At 64.6% G+C, this 25,074-nt stretch carries 25 protein-coding genes; 13 read left to right on the top strand and 12 right to left on the bottom strand.

What is annotated here, in order from left to right:
* Positions 1-330 precede the first annotated feature (330 nt).
* Entirely contained in the window at positions 331-2,169 is a 1,839-nt protein-coding gene (locus tag ACIU1A_RS22805) for a M3 family oligoendopeptidase (RefSeq protein ID WP_404925348.1), read from the bottom strand.
* 169 nt (positions 2,170-2,338) lie between these two features.
* On the opposite strand from ACIU1A_RS22805, the gene ACIU1A_RS22800 reads away from it, so the two are divergent.
* From ACIU1A_RS22800 to ACIU1A_RS22790, 3 genes are all read left to right on the top strand, one after another.
* A complete protein-coding gene (locus ACIU1A_RS22800) occupies positions 2,339-3,874 on the top strand; it encodes a sigma-54-dependent transcriptional regulator (RefSeq protein WP_404925347.1) in 1,536 nt (511 codons plus the stop codon).
* A 469-nt stretch (positions 3,875-4,343) separates the two neighbouring features.
* Complete coding sequence (locus ACIU1A_RS22795; protein ID WP_404925346.1) at positions 4,344-6,173, top strand: DUF882 domain-containing protein; 1,830 nt, start codon at positions 4,344-4,346, stop codon at positions 6,171-6,173.
* Positions 6,174-6,373: 200 nt separating this feature from the next.
* Positions 6,374-6,550 (top strand): hypothetical protein, encoded by a 177-nt coding sequence (locus ACIU1A_RS22790; RefSeq protein ID WP_404925345.1) that lies wholly within the window; start codon positions 6,374-6,376, stop codon positions 6,548-6,550.
* Between the two features lie 86 nt (positions 6,551-6,636).
* Here the strand turns inward: ACIU1A_RS22790 and ACIU1A_RS22785 are convergent, their stop codons facing one another.
* The gene (locus ACIU1A_RS22785) at positions 6,637-7,509 is read right to left on the bottom strand and encodes an AraC family transcriptional regulator N-terminal domain-containing protein (RefSeq protein WP_404925344.1); all 873 of its coding nucleotides are present in this window, start codon (positions 7,507-7,509) and stop codon (positions 6,637-6,639) included.
* Positions 7,510-7,749: 240 nt separating this feature from the next.
* Here ACIU1A_RS22785 and ACIU1A_RS22780 point away from each other — a divergent pair, with 240 nt between their 5' ends.
* On the top strand, positions 7,750-8,508 hold the full coding sequence (locus tag ACIU1A_RS22780; RefSeq protein WP_404925343.1) for an SDR family NAD(P)-dependent oxidoreductase: 759 nt from the start codon (positions 7,750-7,752) through the stop codon (positions 8,506-8,508).
* 12 nt (positions 8,509-8,520) lie between these two features.
* On the opposite strand, the gene ACIU1A_RS22775 is transcribed toward ACIU1A_RS22780, so the two are convergent.
* Entirely contained in the window at positions 8,521-9,159 is a 639-nt protein-coding gene (locus tag ACIU1A_RS22775; RefSeq protein ID WP_404925342.1) for a 2-dehydro-3-deoxy-phosphogluconate aldolase, read from the bottom strand.
* A gap of 186 nt (positions 9,160-9,345) precedes the next feature.
* Here ACIU1A_RS22775 and ACIU1A_RS22770 point away from each other — a divergent pair, with 186 nt between their 5' ends.
* The 3 genes from ACIU1A_RS22770 (at position 9,346) to ACIU1A_RS22760 (ending at position 12,366) form a co-directional block, all read left to right on the top strand.
* Positions 9,346-10,275, top strand: coding sequence for a rhodanese-related sulfurtransferase (locus tag ACIU1A_RS22770; protein WP_404925341.1), 930 nt, complete (start codon positions 9,346-9,348; stop codon positions 10,273-10,275).
* Positions 10,276-10,391: 116 nt separating this feature from the next.
* On the top strand, positions 10,392-11,132 hold the full coding sequence (locus tag ACIU1A_RS22765) for a tellurite resistance TerB family protein (protein ID WP_404925340.1): 741 nt from the start codon (positions 10,392-10,394) through the stop codon (positions 11,130-11,132).
* A gap of 481 nt (positions 11,133-11,613) precedes the next feature.
* Positions 11,614-12,366, top strand: coding sequence for an SDR family oxidoreductase (locus ACIU1A_RS22760; RefSeq protein WP_140513668.1), 753 nt, complete (start codon positions 11,614-11,616; stop codon positions 12,364-12,366).
* A gap of 84 nt (positions 12,367-12,450) precedes the next feature.
* Here the strand turns inward: ACIU1A_RS22760 and ACIU1A_RS22755 are convergent, their stop codons facing one another.
* Together ACIU1A_RS22755 and ACIU1A_RS22750 are read right to left on the bottom strand one after the other, a co-directional pair.
* Entirely contained in the window at positions 12,451-12,825 is a 375-nt protein-coding gene (locus ACIU1A_RS22755) for a YciI family protein (RefSeq protein WP_404925339.1), read from the bottom strand.
* A gap of 148 nt (positions 12,826-12,973) precedes the next feature.
* Positions 12,974-14,158, bottom strand: coding sequence for a pyridoxal phosphate-dependent aminotransferase (locus ACIU1A_RS22750; RefSeq protein ID WP_140496261.1), 1,185 nt, complete (start codon positions 14,156-14,158; stop codon positions 12,974-12,976).
* A gap of 83 nt (positions 14,159-14,241) precedes the next feature.
* Here ACIU1A_RS22750 and ACIU1A_RS22745 point away from each other — a divergent pair, with 83 nt between their 5' ends.
* The 4 genes from ACIU1A_RS22745 to denD are packed head-to-tail and all read left to right on the top strand — an operon-like array spanning position 14,242 to position 17,259.
* Entirely contained in the window at positions 14,242-14,928 is a 687-nt protein-coding gene (locus ACIU1A_RS22745; protein ID WP_404925338.1) for a GNAT family N-acetyltransferase, read from the top strand.
* Between the two features lie 27 nt (positions 14,929-14,955).
* Complete coding sequence (locus tag ACIU1A_RS22740) at positions 14,956-15,999, top strand: cation diffusion facilitator family transporter (protein ID WP_404925337.1); 1,044 nt, start codon at positions 14,956-14,958, stop codon at positions 15,997-15,999.
* A gap of 60 nt (positions 16,000-16,059) precedes the next feature.
* Positions 16,060-16,272: a hypothetical protein gene (locus ACIU1A_RS22735; RefSeq protein WP_140513664.1), complete on the top strand. Its 213-nt coding sequence runs from the start codon at positions 16,060-16,062 to the stop codon at positions 16,270-16,272.
* Positions 16,273-16,284: 12 nt separating this feature from the next.
* Complete coding sequence (gene denD, locus ACIU1A_RS22730) at positions 16,285-17,259, top strand: D-erythronate dehydrogenase (RefSeq protein WP_140496257.1); 975 nt, start codon at positions 16,285-16,287, stop codon at positions 17,257-17,259.
* A 149-nt stretch (positions 17,260-17,408) separates the two neighbouring features.
* Here the strand turns inward: denD and ACIU1A_RS22725 are convergent, their stop codons facing one another.
* From ACIU1A_RS22725 to ACIU1A_RS22715, 3 genes are all read right to left on the bottom strand, one after another.
* Positions 17,409-18,557, bottom strand: coding sequence for a nickel/cobalt transporter (locus ACIU1A_RS22725; RefSeq protein ID WP_404925336.1), 1,149 nt, complete (start codon positions 18,555-18,557; stop codon positions 17,409-17,411).
* Complete coding sequence (locus tag ACIU1A_RS22720; protein WP_140650211.1) at positions 18,554-19,222, bottom strand: DUF1007 family protein; 669 nt, start codon at positions 19,220-19,222, stop codon at positions 18,554-18,556. The genes ACIU1A_RS22725 and ACIU1A_RS22720 overlap by 4 nt, the downstream gene beginning before the upstream one ends.
* 88 nt (positions 19,223-19,310) lie before the next feature.
* A complete protein-coding gene (locus ACIU1A_RS22715) occupies positions 19,311-20,210 on the bottom strand; it encodes a LysR family transcriptional regulator (RefSeq protein ID WP_140496254.1) in 900 nt (299 codons plus the stop codon).
* A gap of 683 nt (positions 20,211-20,893) precedes the next feature.
* On the opposite strand from ACIU1A_RS22715, the gene odc2 reads away from it, so the two are divergent.
* Both odc2 and ACIU1A_RS22705 read left to right on the top strand, forming a co-directional pair.
* Positions 20,894-22,027 carry an ornithine/lysine decarboxylase gene (gene odc2, locus ACIU1A_RS22710; RefSeq protein ID WP_140496253.1) on the top strand — a complete coding sequence of 378 codons (1,134 nt, stop codon included), beginning with the start codon at positions 20,894-20,896 and terminating at the stop codon, positions 22,025-22,027.
* A gap of 304 nt (positions 22,028-22,331) precedes the next feature.
* On the top strand, positions 22,332-22,850 hold the full coding sequence (locus tag ACIU1A_RS22705; protein WP_404927999.1) for a GNAT family N-acetyltransferase: 519 nt from the start codon (positions 22,332-22,334) through the stop codon (positions 22,848-22,850).
* 83 nt (positions 22,851-22,933) lie between these two features.
* On the opposite strand, the gene ACIU1A_RS22700 is transcribed toward ACIU1A_RS22705, so the two are convergent.
* The 4 genes from ACIU1A_RS22700 to ACIU1A_RS22685 all read right to left on the bottom strand — a co-directional run bounded on the left by ACIU1A_RS22700 (position 22,934) and on the right by ACIU1A_RS22685 (position 25,042).
* On the bottom strand, positions 22,934-23,218 hold the full coding sequence (locus ACIU1A_RS22700) for an SCP2 sterol-binding domain-containing protein (RefSeq protein WP_140513660.1): 285 nt from the start codon (positions 23,216-23,218) through the stop codon (positions 22,934-22,936).
* A 233-nt stretch (positions 23,219-23,451) separates the two neighbouring features.
* Positions 23,452-23,973 carry a hypothetical protein gene (locus tag ACIU1A_RS22695; RefSeq protein WP_140513659.1) on the bottom strand — a complete coding sequence of 174 codons (522 nt, stop codon included), beginning with the start codon at positions 23,971-23,973 and terminating at the stop codon, positions 23,452-23,454.
* Between the two features lie 30 nt (positions 23,974-24,003).
* On the bottom strand, positions 24,004-24,429 hold the full coding sequence (locus ACIU1A_RS22690) for a hypothetical protein (RefSeq protein WP_404925335.1): 426 nt from the start codon (positions 24,427-24,429) through the stop codon (positions 24,004-24,006).
* Positions 24,430-24,442: 13 nt separating this feature from the next.
* The gene (locus ACIU1A_RS22685) at positions 24,443-25,042 is read right to left on the bottom strand and encodes a rod-binding protein (protein WP_404925334.1); all 600 of its coding nucleotides are present in this window, start codon (positions 25,040-25,042) and stop codon (positions 24,443-24,445) included.
* Positions 25,043-25,074 lie beyond the last annotated feature (32 nt).

Raw genomic sequence — 25,074 nt, 5'->3', positions numbered from 1 at the left:
TGACCTTCGGCGAAGGACTACTCGATGATGGTTCCGCCGCCTGCGGAACAGCCGGCTTCAGTCGAGCCGTCGGCATCGGCTTTTGCAAGCCATGGCCAATGGCCCTCGTCGCGTGCACCGGAACGCCGCGGTCGGCTGAGACTTCCCCGCCCGACCCGCATGCTCCGGCTGAGCTTGGCGGGGAGGCTATCATAGAGCTTACGGAAAGCTATGGGAAAACTACGAAAGAGAGTTATTCAAGAACAGATATTTAGACCAAGAATAGTGTGGGCCCAATATGCATTCCGGCTAAACTGTTCTGAGCAGGTGGGGACGACGTACAGAGACGCCTCAGTTGTCGAGCGCTTCCAGCTCGTCGATCAGGCCGCTGATCACGCCAAGCCCGATCTGCCAGAAGGCGGGATCGGTGGCATCGAGGCCGAAAGGCGCCAGAAGCTGCGAATGATGCTTGGTGCCGCCGGCGCGCAGCATCTCGAAATATTTGTCCTGGAAGCCGCGCTCGGCGTTCTGGTAGACCGCGTAGAGCGAGTTCACCAGACAGTCGCCGAACGCATAGGCGTAGACGTAGAAGGGCGAATGGATGAAGTGCGGGATGTAGGTCCAGAACACTTCGTAGCCGTCGCGCAACTTTATCGCCGGGCCCAGACTTTCCGCCTGCACCTCCAGCCAGAATTGGCCGAGCCTGTCGGATGTCAGTTCGCCGTTTCGGCGCTCCGCATGCACCTTGCGCTCGAACTCGTAGAAGGCGATCTGGCGCACGACCGTGTTGATCATGTCCTCGACCTTCTGGGCGAGCATGGCCTTGCGCTCGCGCCTGTCGGTGGTCTGCTCGAGCAACGAGCGGAAGGTCAGCATCTCGCCGAAAACGGACGCCGTCTCGGCCAGCGTCAGCGGCGTCGAGGCCATCAGCGCGCCCTGGCCGCCGGCCAGCACCTGGTGCACGCCATGGCCAAGCTCATGCGCCAGCGTCATCACATCGCGCGGCTTGCCCATGTAGTTGAGCAGCACGTAGGGGTGCGCCGAAGGCACGGTCGGATGGGCGAAGGCGCCGGGGGATTTGCCTGGGCGCACCGGCGCGTCGATCCAGTTGCGGTCGAAGAAAGTCCGCGCGATCTCGGCCATCTCGGGCGAGAAGCGCTGATAGGCGGACAGCACCGTGTTCCTGGCCTCGTCCCAGCCGATCACCGCCTGCGGCGTCTCCGGCAGCGGCGCGTTGCGGTCCCAGTGGTTCATCACCTCCATGCCCAGCCAGCGCGCCTTCATCCGGTAATAGCGGTGCGACAGGCGCGGATAGGCCTCGCGCACCGCCGAAGCCAGTGCATCGACTACACCGCGCTCGACGCGGTTGGCGAGATGGCGTGAATCGGCGATGTCCTCGAAGCCGCGCCAGCGGTCCGAGATTTCCTTGTCCTTGGCCAGCGTGTTGGTGACCAGCGTGAAGGTGCGCAAATTCCTCCGGAAGGTCTGGGCGAGCGCCTCGGAGGCGCGGCGTCGCACCTCGCCGTCGGCATCCTGCAATCGGTTCAGGGCCGGTTCCAACGTCAGCTCCTCGCCGTCGACGTCGAAGCGCAAGTCCGTCATCGTCTCGTCGAACAGCCGGTTCCAGGCACCGCGCCCGGTGATCGACTTCTCGTGGAACAGCTGCTCGACGCGATCCTCGAGCTGATAGGGCTTGTCCAGGCGCAGATCGAGCACCCAGGGCCGGTAATGACCGAAAGCGGGGTCGGCGGCGAGCGCGCCCTCGATCGCCGCGTCGTCGATCAGGTTCAGTTCGAGCGCGAAGAACAGAAGATGCGCGCTGGCGTCAGTCATCTTCTCCTGGATGTCGCCATAGAGCTTGGCGCGCTGCGGATCGGCCGTGTTGCCGGCATAGATGAGGCCGGCATAGGAGACGATGCGGCCGATCAGCTCCTCCAGGGCCTCATAGGCGACAAGCGCCTCGCCCAGCCTGCCTGCGCTGCCGCGCTCGGCCTCGGCGGCCAGCGTGCCCTTCCAGCGGCTCTCAAAGGCGACCGCATCGGCGGCGGCTTTGGCGATGTCGCGCTTCAGCTCCGGCGCCTCCATACCCGCATAGAGGTCGGCAAGATTCCATTCCGGCAGATCGCCAAGCTCGGCGGCGCCCTGACCGGAAGCTGGCGCCGCAAGCCGCCGATCAAACATCACGCGCATCGACAATACCTTCTTTTGAATCAAGTGGCCGGGCCAGGGCCAGAATCAAGGAGAACGGAGAAGCCGGTCAAATCCTAAGGAATTCGTTCACCGGGTTTTTTGAAACCTTATTTAGAACCCTGTGCCAAGATGGTCCATGGGGATATCAGGCGGGCGGCTCAAGACAGTCATGACAGGTTCCATACTCATAGTCGATGACGATCCCGTGCAGCGCCGGCTGCTCGAGGCGGCGGTGACGCGGTTCGGCCACACCGCGATCGTCGTCGACGGGGGCGCTGCCGGCCTCGACGTCCTCGACGGGCCCGGCGCCCGCGACGTGTCGGTGGTCATCCTCGACCTGGTCATGCCCGATCTCGATGGCATCGGCGTGCTCAAGGCGATGCGCGAGCGCGGCATCACCATCCCGGTTATCGTGCAGACCGCCCAGGGCGGCATCGAGACCGTGGTTTCGGCGATGCGCCACGGCGCCTTCGACTTCGTCGTCAAGCCGGCCTCTCCCGACAGGCTGCAGGCCTCGATCGCCAACGCGCTCAAGGTCGAGGCTGTCGAAGGCGAGGTCAAGCGCACGTCGCGCCGGCGCGGCGGGCTGCTGACCTTCAGGGACATGATCACGCACAGTCCCGCCATGGACAAGGTGATCCGCCTCGGCCAGAAAGCGGCGGCATCCAACATCCCGATCCTGATCGAGGGCGAATCCGGCGTCGGCAAGGAACTGGTGGCGCGCGCCATACAGGGCAGCGGCGACCGCCGCTCGAAACCTTTCGTCACCGTCAATTGCGGCGCCATTCCCGACAATCTGGTCGAATCGATCCTGTTCGGCCATGAGAAGGGCTCGTTCACCGGAGCCACGGAGAAGCACACCGGCAAATTCGTCGAAGCGCATTCGGGCACGCTGTTCCTGGACGAGATCGGCGACCTGCCGCTCGACGTGCAGGTCAAGCTGCTGCGCGCCGTCCAGGATGGCGAGGTTGATCCGGTCGGCGGCCGCGCCACGGTCCGGGTCGACATCAGGCTGATTTCGGCGACGCACCGCAATCTCCTGCAGCAGGTCAAGGACGGCAAGTTCCGCGAGGACCTGTTCTACCGGCTCAACGTCTACCCGATCTATGTGCCGCCATTGCGCGACCGCCGCGACGACATTCCCGATCTGGTCACACATTTCATGGAGAAGGTGGCTCCGGCGGACCCGCGCCATCGCCTGCGGGGCATTTCGGCGGCGGCGCTCGCCGTGCTCCAGGCCTATGACTGGCCCGGCAATATCCGGCAGCTGGAAAATGCCGTCTTCCGCGCCTCGGTGCTGTGCGAAGGCGATGTGCTCGGCGTCGAGGATTTCCCGCAAATCCGCGCCCAGGTGGAGGGCACGGTCCGCCTCGATGTGGACATCGCGCCGGCCGGGCCGCTCTTGGCTGTCGAACCGCGCGATGAGCGGGCGCTGGCCGGCGAGGGCGTTTCGGCTGCCGAACCCGAATCGCCGATGCGGCTTCAGCCACGCTTCGGCACGCTGCGCGCGCTCGACGAACGCGGCAATGTGCGCGCCCTGGCGGATGTCGAACTGGAGATGATCAAGCTCGCCATCGATCACTACAACGGCCAGATGAGCGAAGTCGCCCGCCGCCTCGGCATCGGCCGCTCGACGCTTTACCGCAAGCTCAAGGAATACGGCATCGATCCGGAAACCGGCAGGCTCGACCGGCTCGCTTCCTGAGGGCGCTATCGCGCACAGCCGCCCGATGTCCGGCCTGAGAGCGGTCGGCCCGAGTGCGGTCACGCAAGGCCGGGACCAGCTTGCGCTGCCATCATGTCGCCGGTGCATTGACTGGACCGGAGTGTGGCGCGCCGATGGCGACGTCCCCGACGGTCCCGTTCACGCATTAAGGCTAACGGTAACAGATCGTGTTTCGGCCAAACGAGGAATCATGATCTAAACCAGCGGTTTACCAAGAAACCTTGTGGACAATTTTTGGCGGGATATCGCCACGGTCTTACCGCATTTCGGCTTCAATAAGCGATGATTAACCATTAGGATCGATATTCGGATGTGACAACGACACGTCCGTTTGGGCAAATCCGGGGACAAACGGCAGCCTGCAAGGCCTTTTGATTTGAACAGAATCGAACGACACACAAACGGGCGGCACTATCATTTGAGCGTCTGGCCGAAGTGGCTGGCGGCCATGATTGTCGCATTTGGTTTTCTTGCCGCTGCCGCAACCGGCGCCAGGGCCGAAGTCCGTTCCCTGAAGCTCTACCACCTCCACACGCACGAGAAGGCGGAGATCGTCTACAAGCGCAACGGCCGTTACGATCAGGCCGGGCTGAGGAAGATCAACATCATCCTGCGCGACTGGCGCCGCAACGAGCCGACCAAGATGGACCCGCGCCTGCTGGACCTGGTCTGGGAAGCCTATCGGGAAAGCGGCGCCACCGACTATATCCAGGTGGTTTGCGGCTATCGCTCGCCGTCGACGAACTCGATGCTGCGCAGCCGCAGCAAGGGTGTCGCCGAGAAGAGCCAGCACATGCTCGGCAAGGCGATGGACTTCTACATTCCGGGCGTGCCGCTGAAGAAGCTGCGCAATATCGGGCTCAAGATGCAGGGCGGCGGCGTCGGCTACTATCCGAGATCCGGTTCGCCGTTCGTCCACATGGACGTCGGCAATGTGCGCCATTGGCCCGGCATCAGCCGACAGGAGCTGGTGAGCCTGTTCCCGAACGGCAAGACGCTGCACGTGCCGAGCGACGGCCGGCCGCTGCCCGGCTTTGAGCAGGCGCTTGCCTCATACAAGGCACGCAAGGGTTCCGGCGGCGCCGCCATCGAGCTGGCCAGCGCCGGTGGCGGTTCCAAGAGGTCCGGCGGACTGCTGGCTGCCTTCTTCGGCGGCGGCGACGACGAGGCCGACGACAGCGCCGATGTCGCATCCGCGGAGCCGGCGCCCAAGCCGAGAAGCGTGAAGCCGGCACCGGCGAGCACCGCCAAGAGCGACACCCTGCCGGGGATCGCGATCGTGGCGCCCGAGAACGCCAAGCGCGCCGAGATCCCGCAGGTCGCCGAGGAGCAGGCTCCGGAGCCGGAAAAGGACACGCCCGAGACGATCATCGCGGCGTTGCCGGCACGCAGCATCCCGCTGCCCGATTTCGCGCCGCGGCCGAAAGTCGATGTCGGCGCGCAGCCGCCTGAAAATGTTCCCTTCGGCACGGCGGATGCGACGGCCAGCACCGAACAGACCGCGGCAACCGTGCAGACGCCGGCGAATATGCCCTTCGGCAAGGCTGATCCCGCGGCGGTTGCCGCCGATGCAGCGCAGGTTGTTACCGCCAACAACATACCTTTGCCGACATGGCGCCCCGAACACACGTTGCCGGCGGTGCTGGCGCCTGCGCCCAGCAAGGATGTGCTGATGGCGCTGGCCGAGACGGCCGAGCGTGGCAAGACCGCGACCGATGCCTTCTCGGTGCTGCCGAGCGCGCGGCCGGATATGACCAATATCGATGCGGCCAAGCCCGATGCGGTCAAGCCCGATGCGGTCAAGGCCGTGCTCGACGAGGCCGAGGCGCTTCCCGTGCAGGCTGACTATTATCGGGTTGCGTCGTTGTCCGAGCCTCGTTCGGCTTTCAACGACCCGTCCGGCGTCGATGCCGCATCGCCGCGCGAGGCCGTCGTCGCCCGCGCTGCCGGTTCCGATCCGGTCGCCGCGATCGGTGCCGGCGTGAAGACGACCCGCAAGGAGGCCAGAGCCACCGCCCGCGACCTGAAACCCGGTCCCAAGGCCATCGTGGTTGCCGCCGCACCGCAGGCCGCCCGCTGGGCGCTGACCAGCGGCGAGAATGTCGCGACGGTTTCGAGCGCCACGACGGCGCCGGGCTACGCCTACAACGTGGTCCACACGCCGCCGAGCGAGGTCTACACGGCCGGCTTCCAGCAGGGCGACCAGATGGCGGATGCCAACCGTTTCACCGGCAATGCCGTAAAATTCCTGTCCGTCGCGCGCTTCCAGACGAAGTAGCGTAAAGACCGGGCATTCCGAAAGCCGCGCTGGGCAACCGGCGCGGCTTTTTTTGTGTGTGCCGGCTGTGTGCGGGAACAACCGGCATGCATGAAGCCGGCCCTGGCCCGCGGGATCACGGGTGCCTGAACTTCTCGTGAAAACGTAAAAGCCGCCTGTTTCCCGGCTAGAATGGCTGCGTTCCAACCCCGGGGATATTCATGAAGAAGATCCTGTTGGCATCCGTCCTGGCGCTGGTGGCGGCATCGGCGGCTATTGCTCCCTCGCAAGCCGAAACCGCGATCATCAAAAATGGCAAGCATCACTGCCGGACCAAGGTGGTCACGCATTGGAAGCATCACCACAAGGTGGTCGAGAACGTCAGGGTCTGCAACTGACCGCCAAGACACCACTCACTATCATGGCACCAGACTAGCCCGATCGGCGCAAGCCGGCCGGGCTTTTTCGTGCCGCCCGGGATGGTTCAGTCGATGTCCAGCGCGGCCGCTTCGCCCCGCGCCAGAAGCCGCGCGGCATCGCGTGCAGGCGGCAACCCGAACTGACGCGCATATTCCCGGCTGAACTGTGACGCGCTTTCATAGCCCACGGTAAAGGCAACCTGCGCGGCGTTTCCCGGCTGGGCCAGCAGCAGGTGGCGGGCCTCCAGCAGGCGGACCTGCTTCTGGTACTGGATCGGGCTCATCGCCGTCGCCGCCTTGAAGTGGCGATGAAACGCAGCGCTGCTCATATTGGCGAGCTCGGCCAACCGCCGCACTTCGATAGGCTCGTCATAGTGAGCCCGGATCCAGGCGGTCGCCCGGCGGATCTGTGACAAGCGGCTGTCGGCGCCGGCGAGCTGGCGCAACTTCGCGCCTTGCGGGCCTTGCAACAGGCGAAACAATATCTCGCGCTCGAGCAGGGGAGCGAGCACGGGAATCTCGGCGGGCCTGTCGAGCAGCCGCAGCATCCGGCGCCACGCGTCGAGCAGGTCGTCATTGGCCAGGTAGGTCATGAAATCGTCGCCACCGATGGCCGGCTCGTGCTCGATGAGCAGGGCTGCGATCGCCTTGACATCGAGGGCGAAACCGATGGCCACATAGGGATGCGCGATACTCGCCTCGATCAGCTGGCTGGTGGCGGGTGTCTCGACCGCGTAGACGAAATAGCTGCCGGCCTGATAACGAAGCGTGCGCTCGCCGATCAGCACCGATTTCGTGCCTTGCAGCACGAACAGCGCCGCCGGCTGACAAAGCTCGGGCATCGGCGGCGTCGGGACCTCGCTGCGGCCGATCGTAACGCGAGGGATCGCCGTCCTTGTCCGCCGCCCATGCGCATGGCGGCCGGCGATGGCGATCAATTCCAGCAGCGCTTCTCTCATCGTTTCAGCATTGCCGATCCGCGTGGGCCGCGCAACCAGGTGAGAGGATCAGGCAAGAGCAAGAGAGTTTTCGGCGCGCCAGGCGGGCGGCAATCCGCCATCTCTAAGGCGCGCCGCGTTTGGCGACGCGTCTTGGGCCTTTGTTTATGCATGTCGTTCTCCCGGACCGGGGCCACTTCCAGGCGACATGCATCAGGCCTCCACAAAGGAGATTTGGATATGACGACATCGAAGCGCGCGCTGGTGACCGGCGCCAACAAGGGCATCGGCCTGGAGACCGCACGGCGCCTGGCGGCAACGGGATTCAAGGTCTGGCTCGGCGCCCGCGACGCCGCACGCGGCGCCGCGGCGGCACAGGCGCTGCGCAGCGAAGGGCTCGACGTCGAGTGGCTCGAACTCGACGTCGCCGATGACGAAAGCGTGGCGGCCGCCGCCAGGACCGTCGCGGCGCGGGTAGCCAGCCTCGACGTGCTGGTCAACAATGCCGGCATTGCTCCTGGATATGTCGACGCGCTCGGCTCGAACGGGCGCTATGAGTTGCCGCCGAGCCGGGAGAATATCGCCGACATCAAGGCCACCTATGATGTCAACGTCTTCGGCCCGGTCCGCGTCACCCAGGCATTCCTGCCGCTTCTGCTGGCATCGCCCGCCGGCCGCATCGTCATGGTGAGCAGCTATATCGGCTCGATCGCCCGCGCGCAGGACGCAACAGGCGAAAACCAGTCGCCCAACATAATGGGCTATGGCAGCTCCAAGACGGCGCTCAACGCCATCACGGTGGCGTTCGCCAGGGAACTCGCGCCGCGCGGCATCAAGGTGAACGCCGCTGCTCCCGGCTACACCGCGACCGATCTCAACGGGCACAGGGGCGGTCGCACGGTGCAGCAGGCAGCCGAGATCATCGTGCGCCTGGCGACGCTCGATGCCTATGGTCCGACCGCCGGCTATTTCGACGAGAATGGCCCGCTGCGCTGGTGAACGCGAAAGCGCTTATCCGGCGAGCTTGCTCGCGGCGCGTGCGAGGGCTTCGATCTCGTCCCACCTGCCGGCCTTGACCATGTCGTCGGGGGCAATCCAGGAGCCGCCGACGCAGATGACATTGGGCAGGCTGAGATAGTCGGCCGCGTTCTTGCCGGTGATGCCGCCGGTCGGGCAGAATTTCACATCGGCGAGCGGCGAGGCGAATGCCTTCAGCGAGGCGATGCCGCCCGACTGCTCGGCCGGGAAGAACTTCAGGAAGCGCAAGCCTGCTTCGCGCGCGGCCATGATCTCGCCGGGGGTGATGGCGCCGGGCAGCAGCGGAACCTCGCTGTCGGCGGCGCCGGCCAGAAGCTCGCGGGTTATGCCCGGGCTGACGATGAATTGCGAGCCGGCGGCGGCCGCCTCGTCGAACTGGCGAGCATCCAGAATGGTGCCGGCACCGACGATGGCTTCCTCGACCTCGCCCGCCACGCGTCGGATCGCTTCCAGCGCATCCGCGGTCCTGAGCGTGATCTCGATCGCCGGCAGGCCGCCGCGTGCCAAAGCGCGGGCCAAGGGCACGGCATTGGCAACTTCAGCGATCTTCAGCACCGGGATGACCGGCTGGCCATTGAGCAGCGACAGGAGTTTTTCGGTCTTGCTGGGCATCTTCTTCTCCATATCGTTGTCAATTCAACCGATTAGCAGACTGATATTTTCCTGTCCACGCAACCGGGCGTGTCGTGATGTCACGCACGCCGGGTAGCTTACGGGCTCTTCCGGAACAGGGCCTGACAGGCCGTCAAACCCGTTTCACCTTGAAACGGCTTTTACGAGCGTCTAGTTGCTCTGGCAATGACACCGTCCGCGCCATCCCAGCCTGTCCGCGTCGCCGCGCTCTACAAATTTGCCCGGCTCGACGCCTTCCAGGCGCTGCGAGCGCCACTGGCTGCCTTCTGCTGTGGGCGCGGCATCAGGGGTACGCTGCTTCTGGCGCATGAAGGCATCAACGGCACGGTCGCCAGCAGCGATGCGGCGATTGCCGAACTGATCGACCATCTCGAAGCCATCGACGGGCTGTCCGGCCTCGAGGTGAAATACAGCAGCGCCGCGCAAACGCCCTTCCACCGCATGAAGGTGCGGCTGAAGCGCGAGATCGTCACCATGGGTGTCGAAGACATCGACCCGGCGAAGAGTGCCGGCACCTATGTCGCGCCGGCCGACTGGAACGCGCTGATTTCCCAACCCGACACGATCGTCATCGACACGCGCAACGCCTACGAAGTGTCGATCGGCACCTTCAAGGGCGCCGTCGATCCGGCGACCGCGAGCTTTCGCGAATTCCCGGCCTGGGTGGAAGAGCACCGCGCGGAACTGGAAGGCCGCAAGGTCGCCATGTTCTGCACTGGCGGCATACGCTGCGAGAAGGCGACGGCCTATGTCAGGTCGCTCGGCTTCGAGGAGGTGTTCCATCTCAAGGGCGGCATCCTGAAATATCTCGAAGAGGTGCCGGCCGAAGACAGCCTGTGGCAAGGCGAATGCTTCGTCTTCGACGAACGGGTTTCGGTGTCGCACGGCCTCGCCGAGGGCGACGCCGAGCTGTGCCGCGCCTGCCGGCATCCACTGACCTTGGACGAGCTGACATCGCCGAAATTTGCCGCCGGCGTCTCCTGCCCGCATTGTTTCGACGCTCGGTCGGACGACGACCGCCAGCGCTATGCCGAGCGCCAGCGGCAGGTCGAGCTGGCGCAGGCGCGGGGCAGGGGACCGCATATCGGGTCCTGATCAAGGCGCCTGGGCCGGGGCAAAGCGGCCGCCCGTCATTGCAATGCCAGGTTTCGGGACCTACGTCTTCGGCGTTCGAAACCTGCCCGTTCGGCCGGGCAATCCTGGAGGCATTGATGTTCGATCCCAAGAAGCTTCTCGACGATCTGCTCGGCTCGCAAATTCCCGGCACCGGCGGCACGGTCCGCGACAAGGCCGGACAGGCGGTGCAGATGGCCAAGGACAATCCTCTTGCGGCGGGCGCGCTGGCCGCGGTGCTGCTTGGAACCGGCGCCGGGCGCCAGGTCACCGGTGCCGCCGTCAAGCTCGGTGGGTTGGCAGCGATCGGTGGCCTCGCCTACAAGGCCTACCAGAACTACAAGGCCGGCAATGCACCCGAGCAGGCGCCGGCGGCCGGCGAACCGGAATTGCTGCCGCCGCCGAAGGACACTGCGTTCCACCCGTCGCAAGCGCCGCAGGGCGAGGACGAATTCACGCTGACCCTGGTGCGGGCGATGATCTCGGCGGCCAAGGCCGACGGCCATGTCGACGATGAGGAGCGCAAGAAGATCGCCGGCAAGCTGAGCCTCGCGGGGATCGGATCCGATGCGGAAAAATTCCTGATGGCGGAGCTGGAGAGCCCGCTCGACCTCGACACGCTGGTGGCCGGCGCCAAGACCGACGCGCAGAAGCTTGAGCTCTACACCGCGTCGCGCCTTACAATCGATCCCGACACACGCGCCGAGCGCGGCTATCTCGATCTGCTCGCGGGCCGGCTCGGCCTGCCGGACGCGCTGATCGACCATGTCGAGGCGACGGTTTCGGCGGTCAAAGTGCCGGCTGCCAACGCCGGGACCTCACCCAATCCACGCTGGTAGGGCCAAAACGGAACAGGCGGGCCTTCGTGGCGTTAACCTCTCGTTAACCCAGGAAGCGCATGATTCTAGACAGTTGGATCGGCTTTCCTCCTCCCAAGTCCGGTCCAGATCAGGGCGGTCGCCAATGACCGCCCTTTTTGTCGGCCCTCCGGGCTTCTCCCAAAATGAATTGTACTTTTCGGCACCCGGCCAGGCTCCGAACCTTTGATAGGAATTTTTTCCTTGACTGGGTGAAGGCAACTATGGTAGATATTTGGTTATGGTGCTGAGTTGCGCCAGGGGCCCGCCGCACAGGCGGGTTTTCCGTTCAATGCTCCCTCGACAGCGCGCGGTCGAAGGCCCGAAGACCTGTCAGCTTGGATTCGTTGCCCTGGATACCAGTGTCCCGCTTGCCATCGCCGCCGTCATTTGCGATGCCTTTTGTCCCTGGACCACCTGAAAATCAGTCGAGCAAACGCGGCGCAGCCGGAGGATATCTGCCATGACCGAAAAAACCGCCATCGTCACCGGCGCCGGCACGGGCATCGGCAAGAGCGTCGCCACGGCGCTGCTCAAAGCCGGCTGGAACACCGTGTTCTGCGGACGCCGGAAGGCGCTGCTGGACGAGGCGATCGCCGCGGCCGAGCAGACGGATGCCAAGGCACTGGCTGTCGCCTGCGACATCAGCAAGCCCGGCGAGGTCGATGATTTGTTCGAGACGGTGGCGGAGGCGTTCGGCCGCGTCGACCTGCTCTTCAACAATGCCGGCATGGGCTACAAGTCGGCGCCGATCGACGAGATCCCGGTCGAGGTGTGGAACGATATTGTGGGCGTAAACCTCACCGGTTCGTTCCTGTGCGCCCGCGCGGCCTTCCGCGCCATGCGCAAGCAGAAACCGATGGGCGGCCGCATCATCAACAATGGCTCCATCTCGGCCTACGCGCCGCGCCCGGGATCGGTGCCCTATACCGCGACCAAGCATGCCATCACCGGGCTGACCAAGACGCTGGCGCTCGACGGCCGCCCCTACGACATCGCCTGCGGCCAGATCGACATCGGCAATGCGCTGACCGACATGGCGCAACCGATGACGGTCGGCGTGCCACAGGCCAACGGCTCCATTGCCGCCGAAGCGGTGATGGACGTCCAGCACGTGGCCGACGCCGTCGTCCACATGGCCAGCCTGCCGCTCGAGGCCAATGTGCTGTTCATGACCGTGATGGCGACCAAGATGCCGTTCGTGGGCAGAGGCTGACCAAGCCTTTATTTTTGCGCAATTCCCAAGGGAAAGCGCTACGCGCTTTTCCCGGGAAACCTCTACGCGCTTTCTGGAGTTGCTTTAGGCGCCTGCCAGCGCCACGCCCGGCAGATAGAGCGCGATCGGGCGGATCTCGTAGACGGCGGTCGGGTTGACGCGGCGCAGATCGCGCGCGATGGCGATCGCGTCATTGCGCTTGGCGCAATCGACGACATAGAGGCCGAGAAGCTGTTCCTTGGTCTCGGCGAAGGGGCCGTCGATGACGATCCCGTCGCCGGGTCCGCGCAAGGTGCAGGCCGATTGGGTCGCTCCAAGCCGCGCCGAGGGGCCGAGGCTGCCGTTCGCATAGAGCCCGTCGTGGATATTGAGCAGGTCGGTCATCAGTGCCGCATCTTCCTGCGGCGTCAGCGCCTTGATCGCGTCTTCCACGTGATAGGCAAGAATTGCATAAAACATCGAGGCACCCCATTTCGATCCTGATCCAACGATCGTAGCGGCTCCCCGCACGCAGGCACAGTCTTTGACCATGCGCCTCCCGACGCATCATGACATGGCCATTCCGCCAGCGGCAATCGATGCGGCTTCGCGGCGAACATCGGAGGCGTCACTTGGCCAGGAACGCTCCGATCCTGTCCAGCGCGCGTAAAATGTTTTCCTCGGAATTGGCGTAGGAGAGCCTGACATAGCCTTCGCCGAGAATGCCGAAATCGGGGCCGCCGATCAACGCGACGCCGGCGTCGTCGAGCAGGGCGGAGGCGAGTTTCTTCGCCTTCCAGCCGGTCTTCGACACGTTGGGGAAGGCATAGAAGGCGCCCTTGGGCGTGATGCAGGATATGTTTGGCAGGGCGTTCAGTCCCTCGACCACGATCTTCCTGCGGCGATCGAAGGCGCGCATCATCTTGTCGACGTCGTCCTGCGGGCCGTCGATGGCCGCGATGCCGGCAAACTGGCTCGGCGCGTTAACGCAGGACCAGCAATTGACCGCCAGCTTGCGCACCTTGTCGTAGAGATGGGCGCCCTTGTCGCCGTTCGGCCAGATCGACCAGCCCATGCGCCAACCGGTCATCGCCCAGGTCTTCGACCAGCCGTTGAGCACGATCAGCCGGTCGCGGATTTCGGGAAACCCGAGCAGCGAGCAGTGTTTTTCGCCGTCATAGGTCATCACGTCGTAGATTTCGTCGGAAAGGATGGCCACCCGCGGATGTGCCTCCAGTCCCTTGACCAACTTCTCGATCTCGGCGCGCGGTGTGACGCCGCCGGTCGGGTTGGCCGGCGAGTTGAGGATCAGGAGCCGCGTCTTAGAGGTGATCAGCGCCAGCGTCTCCTCGGCCGAGAAGGCAAAGCCGTTCTCCTCGCGCATCGGCACGGGGATGGGTGCCGCACCGGTGAACTCGATCATAGAGCGATAGATGGGAAAGCCGGGATCGGGATAGAGGATCTCGGCGCCGGGCTCGCCGAACATCAGGATGGCGGCGAACATGGTCGGCTTGCCGCCGGGCAGGATCATCACCGCCTCGGGCGATACCTCGACCCCGGTCGTGGTCAGCGTGCGGCGCACCACCGCCTCGCGCGTCGCCAACAGGCCGTTCGCCGGCGTGTAGCCGTGGTGGCCGTCGCGCAGCGCCTTGATCGCCGCCTCGACAATGTGCTGCGGCGTCTTGAAGTCGGGCTGGCCGATGCCGAGATTGACGATGTCGCGGCCTTGTTGGGCGAGTGCCGTGGCCCTCGCGAGCACGGCGAAGGCGTTTTCCTCGCCGAGACGATCGAAGGCCGAAATCGTGTGGAGCATTTTTCCCGTCCGTGTGGTTCTTGCTATGCGGTTGCGTTTTTGTGAGCTTCGGCCCGCAAAAGTCAAACGGATTGGAGCTTTCGGTGTCGGAAAATCTCAAGGACTGGCAACCGCGTCCGCGCCCGGAGCGCAAGGTGCTGGAGGGCCGCTATGTCAGGCTTGAGCCGCTGAGCGCCGCGAAGCACGGCGATGGCCTCTATGAAGCGTCTTCCGTGGCCGACGTCGATGGCCGCTTCGCCTGGCTGCCCGACTATCCGCCGGAAACCCGCGCCGCCTTCCAGCCTTGGCTGGACAAGGTGGAGGCGAGCGAGGATCCGCTGTTCTTCGCCGTCATCGACAAACCGAGCGGCAAGGTCGCCGGGCGCCAGACGTTGATGCGCATCGATCCGGCCTATGGCGTCATCGAGATCGGCAACATCTATTGGGGGCCGCTCATCGCGCGCAAGCCGGCGGCGACGGAAGCGCAGTTCCTGTTCATGAAATACATTTTCGACGAGCTCGGCTATCGCCGCTACGAATGGAAATGCAACAACCGCAACGAGCCGTCGAAGCGCGCCGCGGAACGGTTCGGCTTCAAGTTCGAGGGCGTTTTCCGCCAGCACCTGATCGTCAAGGGTGAAAACCGGGACACCGCATGGTATTCGACCATCGACAAGGAATGGCCGGCCTTGCGCAAAGCCTACGAGGCGTGGCTCGATCCGGCCAATTTCGACGGTACCGGCCAGCAGAAACGACGGCTCGACGATTTTCGCGCGGAATTCGGCGCCTGAGCTGAATCCGGGCATGGGAGTTTGCCATTGGCGCACAGTCACGACGACAGCCGGCACGACGACAGCCGGCACGACGACAGCCGGCACGATCACAGCCGGCACGGCCACAGCGGGCACGGCCACAGCGGGCATAGTCATGGCTCGACCGACAAGAAGCGCGTTTTGATCGCGGCCTGCCTGACGGCAGGCTTCATGGTGGCCGAGGCGCTTGGCGGCCTCTTCACCGGCTCTCTGGCGCTGCTGGCCGATGCCGGCCACATGCTTGCCGACGCCATTGCGCTCGGCCTGGCCTGGTATGCGTTTCATCTTGCGGACCGGCCGGCGACCGTCCGCCTGACCTATGGCTTCGGCCGGGTCAAGACGCTGGTGGCCTACACCAACGGCATCGCCATCTTCGTCATCGCGCTGTGGATCGTCTACGAGGCGTGGGAGCGCCTGCAGACGCCGGCGCCGGTGCTGGGCGGGCCGATGCTGGTGGTGGCGATCCTCGGCCTGCTGGTCAACATCGGCTCTTTCCTGGTGCTGCATGGCGGCGACCGCGAAAGCCTCAACATGCGCGGCGCCATCCTGCATGTGCTCGGCGACCTGCTCGGCTCGGCCGCGGCAATCGTGGCGGCGATCGTCATTCTGGCGACCGGCTGGACCCCGATCGATCCGATCCTGTCGGTACTGGTCTCGCTGCTGATCCTGTCCACGGCATGGTCGCTGATGCGCGCTGCCGCCCATGTCCTGCTCGAAGGCGTGCCGCCAAGCCTCGACCGGGATCTGATCGCCAGCGACATTGCGGCGACGGTCCAGGGGGTGCGCGAGGTGCACCACATGCATATCTGGTCGATCGACGGCACCAGCAGCATGGCGACGCTGCATGCCTGCCTCGACGAGGGCGTGGATGCGCACAAGGCGGTCAGCGCGATCAAGAAGCGGCTTGCGTCGGAGCATGGCATCAGCCATGCCACGGTGGAACCTGAATTCGGCCAGTGCGCCGACGACGGCGACGAGCACGACCATGGTCATGACCATGATCACCACCAGGGGCATGACGCGGCTTTGCATCATGGCCATCATCACTGACGCAGGGAATCCAAGCGCCTTGAATCCTAGCTCGACGACCCCTGGCCACGCAGGGACAGCATAATGGATCGCGATACCAAGAACGCCGCCATCGCCGCGCTGTCGATCATGCTGCTGTTCGGCATTGCCGTTTATTTCCTGCCAAACATCATGCTGGCCCTCGGCGGCCTTTCGACCGTGCTCGCCGGCATCTTCGGCACCGCGTTCGTGCTGGCGTTTTTCTTGGTGTTCTGGCTGCGCGCGCGCAGCCAACGCAAAAATCAGAGCAAATAAGGGAAGTTCGACATGCGCATTCTGATCACGGGCGCCGCCGGCATGGTCGGCCGCAAGCTCATTGCACGGTTGGCGAAGGACGGCAGGCTGCGCGGCCAGAAGATCACCGCGCTCGACCTGCACGACATCGTACCGCCACAGGCGCCGGCCATCGATGGCGTCAGCATCCACAGCCATACCGGCGATCTCGCCGAGGCGGGCGCCGCCGAGAGGCTGGTCGCGTCGCGGCCCGACGTCGTGTTCCATCTCGCCGGCATCGTGTCGGGCGAGGCGGAAGCCAATTTCGATCTCGGCTACCGCGTCAATCTCGACGGCACGCGCGCCTTGTTCGATGCCATCCGGCTGGCGGGGTTTGCGCCGCGTGTCGTGTTCACCTCGTCGATCGCGGTGTTCGGCGCGCCGTTCCCCGACGTCATTCCCGATGAATTCCACACGACGCCGCTGACCTCCTACGGCACGCAGAAGCAGATGAGTGAGGCGCTGCTGGCCGACTATTCCAGGCGCGGCTTCTTCGACGGCATCGGCATCCGGCTGCCGACCATCTGCGTGCGGCCGGGCAAGCCGAACAAGGCGGCCTCCGGCTTCTTCTCCGGCATCATCCGCGAGCCGCTGAACGGTCAGGAGGCGATCCTGCCGGTGCCGCGTACCGTCGTCCATACCCACGCCAGCCCACGCTCGGCGGTGAATTTCCTGATCCATGCGGCCGGGATCGACGGCGCCGCCGTCGGGCCGCGCCGCAACCTGACAATGCCAGGCGTCGCCGTCACCGTCGGCGAGCAGATCGAGGCGTTGGAACGCATCGCCGGGCCGAAGGCGGTGAGCCTGATCCGCGAGGAGCCGGACGAGACGATCTGGGCGATCGTCAAGGGCTGGCCGACGCGGTTCGAGGCGCGGCGGTCAAGGGAACTCGGCTTCAGCGCCGAGAAGAGTTTTGACGAGATTATCCGCGCTCATATCGAGGATGAACTGGGCGGCAAGGTGTATTGATATTCAGGTGACGCCGGCCTGCGAACGGCTGATACCTGCGCTTCCGGTGCTCACGTACTTTAAGCACGCTCCGCTCCGGTTCTCGATATCAACCGTTCTCGGCGCGGCCTGACCTGAATCTCAACACACCTTCGGGCGCTACTTCCGGGTCAAACGCCGCCCGTCAGGCTCGCCAACAGCAGCAGCAGTCCGAACAGGAACACGAAGGCGGCGCCGCCGATCTCGACGATCGAATGGATGCGGTTGCCCATGCGGCCGTCGCCGGCGAAATACACCGCCCAGTTCTTTGCGGTCACCGCGATCGTGGCCAGCGCCGAGACGGTTATGGCGGTGCCGATCGACATCGCCAGCACCGACAGCAGGCCGCCGAGCCACAGGCCATTGAGCAGGGCGAAGCTGAGCACGATCAGCGCGCCGGAGCAGGGGCGGATACCGACCGCGGCCACCGCCGTCCAGGCGGTGCGCCAGTCGAAGCGGTCGCCCGACAGCAGCGCCGGATCTGGCGCATGCGAGTGGCCGCAGGTCTCGCAGACCTCGCCCGCCGCGTGCGCGTGATCGTGCGCGCCATGATCGTGGTGATGGTCATGATGATCGTGCGAATGGTCATGCCCGTGGTCATGATGATCATGCTGATGCAGCGCGTGCGCCGAATGGCTGTGAGCGGCATGCGAATGGCCCGCATGGGAATGCCCGGCGTGAGCCGCCGACAGGCTGTAGGCGGGACCTCTGCCGAACAGGCGCAGGATGGATGGGCCGAGCTTGCGCCACAGCAGCCAGGCGCCGAACAGGGTGACGAAGACGAAGCTCATGATCTCCATGAACCAGGCCGCGTCGGTCATAGAGACGGCGGTGCCGCGCAGGACGAAATAGGCGACCGCCATGACCGCGACCGCGGTCAGGCCCTGCAGCAGGGCCGAGACAAACGACAACAGGATGCCACGCCGCAGCGCCACTTCGTTGGCGACCATGTAGGACGAGATCACCGCCTTGCCGTGGCCGGGGCCGGCGGCGTGGAAAATGCCGTAGGCGAAGGACAGGCCGATGAGCACCCAGAGCTTGCTGTTGTCCTGGCGCATCGCCTTCATCGCCGTGGCGAGCGCGCGATAGAACTCCTGCTGCCGCAGGTTGATCCACATCAGTATGTGGGCGAACGGGCCGGTGGTCGGCGCCATGCCATCGTTGACGCCGATGCCAAGCGAGCTCTGGGCATGAGCCGAGCCGGCGAAATGCACCATCGCGAAGCTGATGGCCAACAGGCCGAATGCCAAACGCAGGGACGGTCTCATCACCGGGTTCATCCTTCTGGCTGACAGGTCAGTTCGAGCTTGGTGGCAAAGATCTTGCTCATGTCGGTGCCTGTCGGGTCGTTGAAGAAGGCGTCCGTCAGGGTCTTCTGGTTTTCCTTGATGGCCTCATCCGGGTCGGGGCGGACCACCTTGTCGGTGCAGTTCGGGGGCAGGCCCTCGACCGTGATGTTGGCGTCCTCGGTGAAATCGATCGCCGTGTAGAAGGTCGGATCGTAGACGCCGATATCGATCTTGCCGGTGAGCTTGATCGGCGCCTTCGGTTCGGACTCGAACAGGATGATCAGCTGGTCGTTGTCGAAATTGGCCATCAGATGCGGCGGCGGCGTCATCGGCACGTCCTTGCCGTCCTGGGTGACGAGCTGGAAGTAGTTGAATTCGGCCAGCGAGGCGTGGACCGTGTCCGCGACCTCCTTCAACTCCTTGTCGTCAAGCTTCAGGTCGGAATTCTTGTCGAACTCCATCATGACAGTACTGGAAAACAGATCGTCGAAGCGCCAGAGATGGCGCAGCGCTTTCACGCTTTGGTGATCCGGGGAGAGGATCACGTCGAGGCGGGCCTCGGCGAAAACGTGCGGATGCACCTCGGCCGGTCCAACGGCGGCCAATGTCGCCGCCAGGGCCGAAGCCAGCATGATTGCGTGCCGTCTCAGATGCATTCGCGGTCGCGATTCCCTTGGCTTCGGAGAGAAGTCGACAGTTACCAGAAAGGGGGCGAAAATGGGACCGCGCCGCAATTGAAGGCGGTCATGCGGTTTCGCGCGTCCTGAACCACTGGACCAGGAAATCGACGAAGACACGCACCTTGGCGGGCAAATAGCGCCGGTGCGGATAGACGGCGAAAATGCCGGCGCCCGACAGGGTGCGGTCATCCAGAACCGTCACCAGCCGGCCGCTCGCAATATCCGGCACGGCGATGAAATCCGGCAGGATGGCAAATCCCAATCCCGACAGGGCAGCAGCCCGCGCCGCCATCGGGCTGTTGACTTCGATCGGGCCGGAGACCGAGACGCTTACCGTATCCTCGCCGTCTCCCTTGAATTGCCAGTTGTTCAGGCCGCGGCCATTGGTGTCGACGATGCAGGGCATGCGGCCGAGGTCCTGCGCGCGCACCGGCATGCCATGTTTTGCGATGAGTTCGGGAGATGCGCACAGCCGCGTCGAGAACGGCGCCAGACGCCTGGCGATCAGCGACGAGTTCTCCAGGCGCGAGATGCGCACCGCGAGATCGAAGCCTTCCTCGACGAGGTCGACGAAGCGGTCGTCCAGCTGGATGTCGAGCACGATGTCGGGATATTGCTTGGCGAAGTCGATCAGCGACTGGCCGATCGGCGCGTCGGCGAAGGTGCGCGGCGCAGACAGTTTGATCCTGCCGCGCACGTCGCCGGACGATTCACGCACGGCATCGGCAAGACTGTCGACCTCGCGCACGATCTCGGAGGCGCGGCGATAATAGGTGTGGCCGGCCTCGGTCATCGAGAACTGGCGGGTGGTGCGGTTGAGCAGCAGCGCGCCGAGCTCGTCCTCCAGCTCGCGCACATATTTCGACAGCAGCGCCTTGGAGCGGCCGATCTTGCGCGCCGCCGCCGAAAAGCCCTCGGCCTCGACCACGTCGATGAAGGCGCGCATGCGGGTCAGTGTGTCCATGAATCAGGCCTTTCGTGCGGCGTCGAGTTTCGGCCGAGCCGTATCAGGGCAATGTCGCTGCCGGAAGGGCCAGCGACAGGCCGGACCACCGGTATCTTGCGAGGGTGCAGAAGGGCGTAGAAAGGGCCGTGCGTGCCTGTCATCGTTCGATATCCGGATACGGTGAACCAACATTGTTCGATGCCGGAATTTTTACAACCTGCGATACGATTTTTATTGATTGTGAATCTCTCTGCCCCTATATCGCGCTTGCCCAAAGTCGCACGTGCCTGTGGGTGTCCGCCGATCCTCTGAATGGTGAGGGAAATCGGTAAGGTAACTGGAGCTAACCCCTCCAGTCGGTTTAGCGGCCAACCGCCAGACCGAGGACACCTTGAAGCAACGACGGTGCGGGCCTTTCTGGTTCTCTGCCGGTTGTCCAAAGACCGGGGTTACTGAAGAGGCACACCATCATTGCCGGCAGTGCGGAACGGGGTTCTCCCAATCCAAGCCAAGGCAGACAAAGCGAACCGAAGCCGGGCAAGGCCAAGGTTCATCGCCGCGAGACGGCGTTTCATGGTTCCGGGGTCTCCACCGGCTGGTTCCATGGATTTCCGTCCCGCCTTTGTCCACCGCGTGTTCGCGAGGCCGACAGCCCGCGTCCGCACCCTTGTGCGCGCCGAAAGGCGTGATGGAGAAACCCGATGGCCACGCAGCGCATCCTCGACTTCCTCGCCACCCGACGTCCGACCGGTCCTTGCCTCGTCGTCGACCTCGATGTCGTGCGCGACAATTTCCGCGCCTTCGAGAAGGCGCTGCCCGATTCCAGGATCTACTATGCGGTGAAAGCAAACCCGGCGCCGGAAATCCTGCGCCTCCTTGCTGCGATGGGCTCGTCCTTCGACACCGCTTCCGTTGCCGAAGTCGAGATGGCGATGGACGCCGGTGCGCCGGCGGACCGCATCTCCTTCGGCAACACAATCAAGAAGGAGCGCGACATCGCGCGCGCCTACCAGCTCGGTATCAAGCTGTTTGCCGTCGATTGCGTCGAGGAGGTCGAGAAGATCGCCCGCGCCGCTCCAGGCGCCCGCGTGTTCTGCCGCGTGCTGACCGATGGCGAGGGCGCCGAATGGCCGCTGTCGCGCAAGTTCGGCTGCGTGCCGGCGATGGCCGTCGACGTGCTGCGCCATGCCAAGGCGCTCGGGCTCGACGCCTATGGCGTGTCGTTCCATGTGGGCTCGCAGCAGACCGACCTGACGGCCTGGGACCGCGCGCTGGCCGACGCCAAGACCGTGTTTTCGACGCTCGCCGAGGAAGGCATCGTCTTGAAGATGGTCAATATGGGCGGCGGCTTCCCGACGCGCTACCTGCGCGACGTGCCGGCGGCCCAGGCTTACGGCCAGGCCATCTTCTCGGCGCTGCGCAAGCATTTCGGCAACGCCATTCCCGAGACCATCATCGAGCCGGGCCGCGGCATGGTCGGCAATGCCGGCGTCATCAAGTCGGAAGTCGTGCTGATCTCGAAGAAGGCCGACAACGACAATGTGCGCTGGGTGTTCCTCGATATCGGCAAATTCGGCGGCCTGGCCGAGACGATGGACGAGGCGATCCGCTATCCCCTAGTGACCGCGCATGACGGCTCGGAAACCGCGCCTTGCGTGCTCGCCGGCCCGACCTGCGATTCGGCGGACGTGATGTATGAGAAGACGCCCTATCCGCTGCCTCTGTCGCTGACCATCGGCGACGAGGTGCTGATCGAAGGCACCGGCGCCTACACGACCACCTATTCGGCGGTCGCCTTCAACGGCTTCGAGCCTCTCCGATCCTACGTGATCTGACGGTTCGAAAGAACCGTCGGATCATCCCAGGTGGGCGTCTGTCGCCCGCCCGGGCTCGCCTGTGGAACAGTCTCCGCTCGTGAAGGATCGCGGAAATGGACATTGCAAATTTCGTTGTCGAAGGCGCTGCGCGCGACATCTCCCTCTCAGAGGTGGAGATGGTCACGAACTGGCCGGAGGGGTTTGTCTCAGCCGCCTCGACGTCTCTTGGACCGCATGGGGCTAGCGCTTCACGCGCGGCGAACCCCTCTGTCGCCTTCGGCGACATCTCCCCCTCGAGGGGGAGAGTGCCCGTGCTTTCGCCATCGTTGCCGAAACGCCTGATGACATCGCGGCGCGCGAGGCGTTGCTCGATGCCGCCATGGGGCCGAAGCGCAAGACGAAGTCGTCGGAGAAGCTGCGGCGGGGCCGGCGGCCCTCGGAAGGCCTGGCTTTCGTCGCGCGCGACGCATCGGGCGCCGTGATGGGCACGGTGCGGCTCTGGGACGTCACGCTGGGCGAGGGCGGTCCGGCAGCACTGTTGCTTGGGCCCCTGGCGGTCGCTCCTTCGCTCAAGAGTGCCGGCATCGGCTCGGCGCTGATGCGCCATGCGGTCGCCGAAGCCGCGCGTCTCGGCCACGCGGCGATCCTGCTGGTCGGCGACGCGCCCTATTACGGCCGCTTCGGCTTCTCAGCCGCAAAGACCGGTTCGCTGGCCATGCCGGGCCCGTATGAGCGGCATCGGCTGCTCGCGGTGGAACTGGTGGAGGGCGCGCTCGACGGCGTCCATGGCACGCTGAAGGCCGCGGGGCGCAAGCTGAAGGCGCCGACGCTGGCGGCCTGAGGCGCTGAGCCCCAAACGAACGAAAAGCGCCGCCCGAAACGGCGGCGTTTTCGTCCCGAGAACAGTCTCGGCGGTCTTCTGTCTCAGCCGATCAACTGGCTGAGCGCCATGGCGACAGACATGTCGCCTTCGACCTTTATCTTGCCGGTCATGAACGCCATGGTCGGGTTGAGATCGCCCGATATCAGCGAGTCCAGATCGTCGAGCGAGAGCTTGATGGTGCAGTCGGCGGGGCCATCGGTGGTCGAGACATCGGCGCCGTCGATGACGATGACGCCATCGCTGCCGGTGTCGAATTTCACGGAACGATCGAACCCGCTGCTGGCCACGCGCGACCTGATCTTGTCGGCAATCTCCTGAACGCTCACGCTGTTCTCCTGTCTGGTTGCATCTGCCTGTTCGGTTGCATCTGCTTATCTGGTTGCATCTGTCGCGCCACGGCATGATCCGCCCGAGACCCATGCATCTTCGTGGCCACGGTCGCTGCCGCATATAGCTTTGGATTGACGTTTACGTCAACGCGAATTGCAGGGCCTGGTTCCTATCGCCGCACCGGGCGAGGGACCGGATCACCGTGCCTGGCCAGTGGCATGCCGGGGGCTCAATGCGACTTGAAGGCCTTGGTCATCTCGGACGCCGTGGCGCCGGCTTCCTGCCGGCGGCGCAGCCAGTTGTCGCGTATCTCATCCTTGCTCAGGAAATTGACCTGATCGACCAGAACCTCATGCACCAGTGTGGCGCCGACGCGTGTGTTGACGGTATCGCGGATCGCGGCGCGGAAGGCATCGAGGTCGATCGTCTCCTTCTTGGTGAAGTCGATCTGTGGATTGGAATAGAGATAGGAATAGACCTGGTCGGTGATCAGCGCCTCGGCCGGGATCGACAGTTTCTTGATCTGCTCGGGTTCGACCGTGTAGACCAACTTGGTCAGGAAATAACCGTCGATCCTGGCGTTGCGGATCAGCGGCACAGAGATGACCTCGGTCTTGACGTAGTCCAGTCCGCCCAGCATCGGCTTCGGCTTTTCGCCGACGCCGCGGTCGCCGGCGGCCTGGAACGAATAGAACACCGCGCCGAGCGTGGCGACGCAGATCCAGACCGCGATGGCGATGACCTTGACCATTCAGGCACCCGAGCCGGCGACCACCGCGCGCTAACCGCGCGCCCGGCCGAATTCGCCGGCGGAATAAGTGCCATCGGTTTCGGCGCGCTGGATGGCGGTGCGCAACAGGCCTGCGACCTCGTTGACGGCGCTCAGATGCGCCAGGATCGCCGCCTCGTTCTTCGCAAGCTTCTGGCGAAGCCGGACAAGGCCTTCGCGGTGCTGTTCGAGGAACTCGGCTTCGCTGCCGCCGCGCATGGCACGGGTCAGTTCATAGAGATAGCGGCTCTTGCGCGCGTTCGATGCCTTGAGGTCGTAGCCGGTGTCGCTGCGCAGCCCGGCCGTCTCTTGCTCGACGACTTCCTCGATGCGGCCGATGATGGCGGCAAGGTTTCCGGGCCGCGCGAGTGCGACCCGGGCTTCCGATGTGGCCGTGCGCGCCGGCAGGTTGGCGGTGAATTCCGAAAAGTCGGCCATGGCGTTTCCCAGTCTAGATCTTGATGTCTGTCTTTGTGGTCGTTTCATCGCCGGTCATGGACCTGGCGGCCTTGCGCTGCAGTTCCTGGACGAGCGAGGTGGACAGACGGCTCTGCCGGTCGATCTCGGTCTTTTCAGGCCCGCCGGAGACCGGGCCGATCGGCACCTTGCGCTTGCCTTCGAGATAATGGTCGGCGAGCAGCGATTTGGCGATGCCGATGCCGCCGCGCTCGGCCATGACGTCGGCGACGCGCTCGGCGAGCTGCGATTTCCACATGTCGCCGGCCAGGCCCGTGCCGTACACGCCCTCGGTGTCCTTGGGCATCATGTTCTGGATGAAGGTCTGGAGCACCATGGCTTCGAATTTCTTGAACTTCTTGGATGGATCGGCCGCCATGGCCTGGTCGGCGGTGGCGCGCGACAGCATCGTCCCGGCCGAAGCGGCCTCGACCGAAAAGCTGCCGGCAACGCCGCCCGCATGCCTGGTCAGTGCGGCGCGCGCGGCCGCGAGATCCGCCGGCTCGGCTGCTCGGACAACATCCATCACGATGTCGCTGGGTGGAGAGATCGCCAAGAAAGTCCGCCTTTTATCGGTTTTCCTTGGCCAGACCATGCCTCAACAAGCTTGTGGCAGGCTTGCGGGGG

This window comes from Mesorhizobium maamorense, from assembly GCF_044998965.1.
GTDB lineage: Bacteria > Pseudomonadota > Alphaproteobacteria > Rhizobiales > Rhizobiaceae > Mesorhizobium.
This window is presented reverse-complemented; position numbering and strand designations above follow the sequence as displayed.

Excerpts from the sequence above, each read along its gene's own strand:
- ACIU1A_RS22805 (WP_404925348.1), bottom strand. The coding sequence starts at position 2,169 with ATGCGCGTGATGTTTGATCGGCGGCTTGCGGCGCCAGCTTCCGGTCAG.
- ACIU1A_RS22800 (WP_404925347.1), top strand. The coding sequence starts at position 2,339 with ATGACAGGTTCCATACTCATAGTCGATGACGATCCCGTGCAGCGCCGG.
- ACIU1A_RS22795 (WP_404925346.1), top strand. The coding sequence starts at position 4,344 with ATGATTGTCGCATTTGGTTTTCTTGCCGCTGCCGCAACCGGCGCCAGG.
- ACIU1A_RS22790 (WP_404925345.1), top strand. The coding sequence starts at position 6,374 with ATGAAGAAGATCCTGTTGGCATCCGTCCTGGCGCTGGTGGCGGCATCG.
- ACIU1A_RS22780 (WP_404925343.1), top strand. The coding sequence starts at position 7,750 with ATGACGACATCGAAGCGCGCGCTGGTGACCGGCGCCAACAAGGGCATC.
- ACIU1A_RS22775 (WP_404925342.1), bottom strand. The coding sequence starts at position 9,159 with ATGCCCAGCAAGACCGAAAAACTCCTGTCGCTGCTCAATGGCCAGCCG.
- ACIU1A_RS22770 (WP_404925341.1), top strand. The coding sequence starts at position 9,346 with ATGACACCGTCCGCGCCATCCCAGCCTGTCCGCGTCGCCGCGCTCTAC.
- ACIU1A_RS22765 (WP_404925340.1), top strand. The coding sequence starts at position 10,392 with ATGTTCGATCCCAAGAAGCTTCTCGACGATCTGCTCGGCTCGCAAATT.
- ACIU1A_RS22760 (WP_140513668.1), top strand. The coding sequence starts at position 11,614 with ATGACCGAAAAAACCGCCATCGTCACCGGCGCCGGCACGGGCATCGGC.
- ACIU1A_RS22755 (WP_404925339.1), bottom strand. The coding sequence starts at position 12,825 with ATGTTTTATGCAATTCTTGCCTATCACGTGGAAGACGCGATCAAGGCG.
- ACIU1A_RS22750 (WP_140496261.1), bottom strand. The coding sequence starts at position 14,158 with ATGCTCCACACGATTTCGGCCTTCGATCGTCTCGGCGAGGAAAACGCC.
- denD (WP_140496257.1), top strand. The coding sequence starts at position 16,285 with ATGCGCATTCTGATCACGGGCGCCGCCGGCATGGTCGGCCGCAAGCTC.
- ACIU1A_RS22725 (WP_404925336.1), bottom strand. The coding sequence starts at position 18,557 with ATGAACCCGGTGATGAGACCGTCCCTGCGTTTGGCATTCGGCCTGTTG.
- ACIU1A_RS22720 (WP_140650211.1), bottom strand. The coding sequence starts at position 19,222 with ATGCATCTGAGACGGCACGCAATCATGCTGGCTTCGGCCCTGGCGGCG.
- ACIU1A_RS22715 (WP_140496254.1), bottom strand. The coding sequence starts at position 20,210 with ATGGACACACTGACCCGCATGCGCGCCTTCATCGACGTGGTCGAGGCC.
- odc2 (WP_140496253.1), top strand. The coding sequence starts at position 20,894 with ATGGCCACGCAGCGCATCCTCGACTTCCTCGCCACCCGACGTCCGACC.
- ACIU1A_RS22695 (WP_140513659.1), bottom strand. The coding sequence starts at position 23,973 with ATGGTCAAGGTCATCGCCATCGCGGTCTGGATCTGCGTCGCCACGCTC.
- ACIU1A_RS22690 (WP_404925335.1), bottom strand. The coding sequence starts at position 24,429 with ATGGCCGACTTTTCGGAATTCACCGCCAACCTGCCGGCGCGCACGGCC.
- ACIU1A_RS22685 (WP_404925334.1), bottom strand. The coding sequence starts at position 25,042 with ATGGTCTGGCCAAGGAAAACCGATAAAAGGCGGACTTTCTTGGCGATC.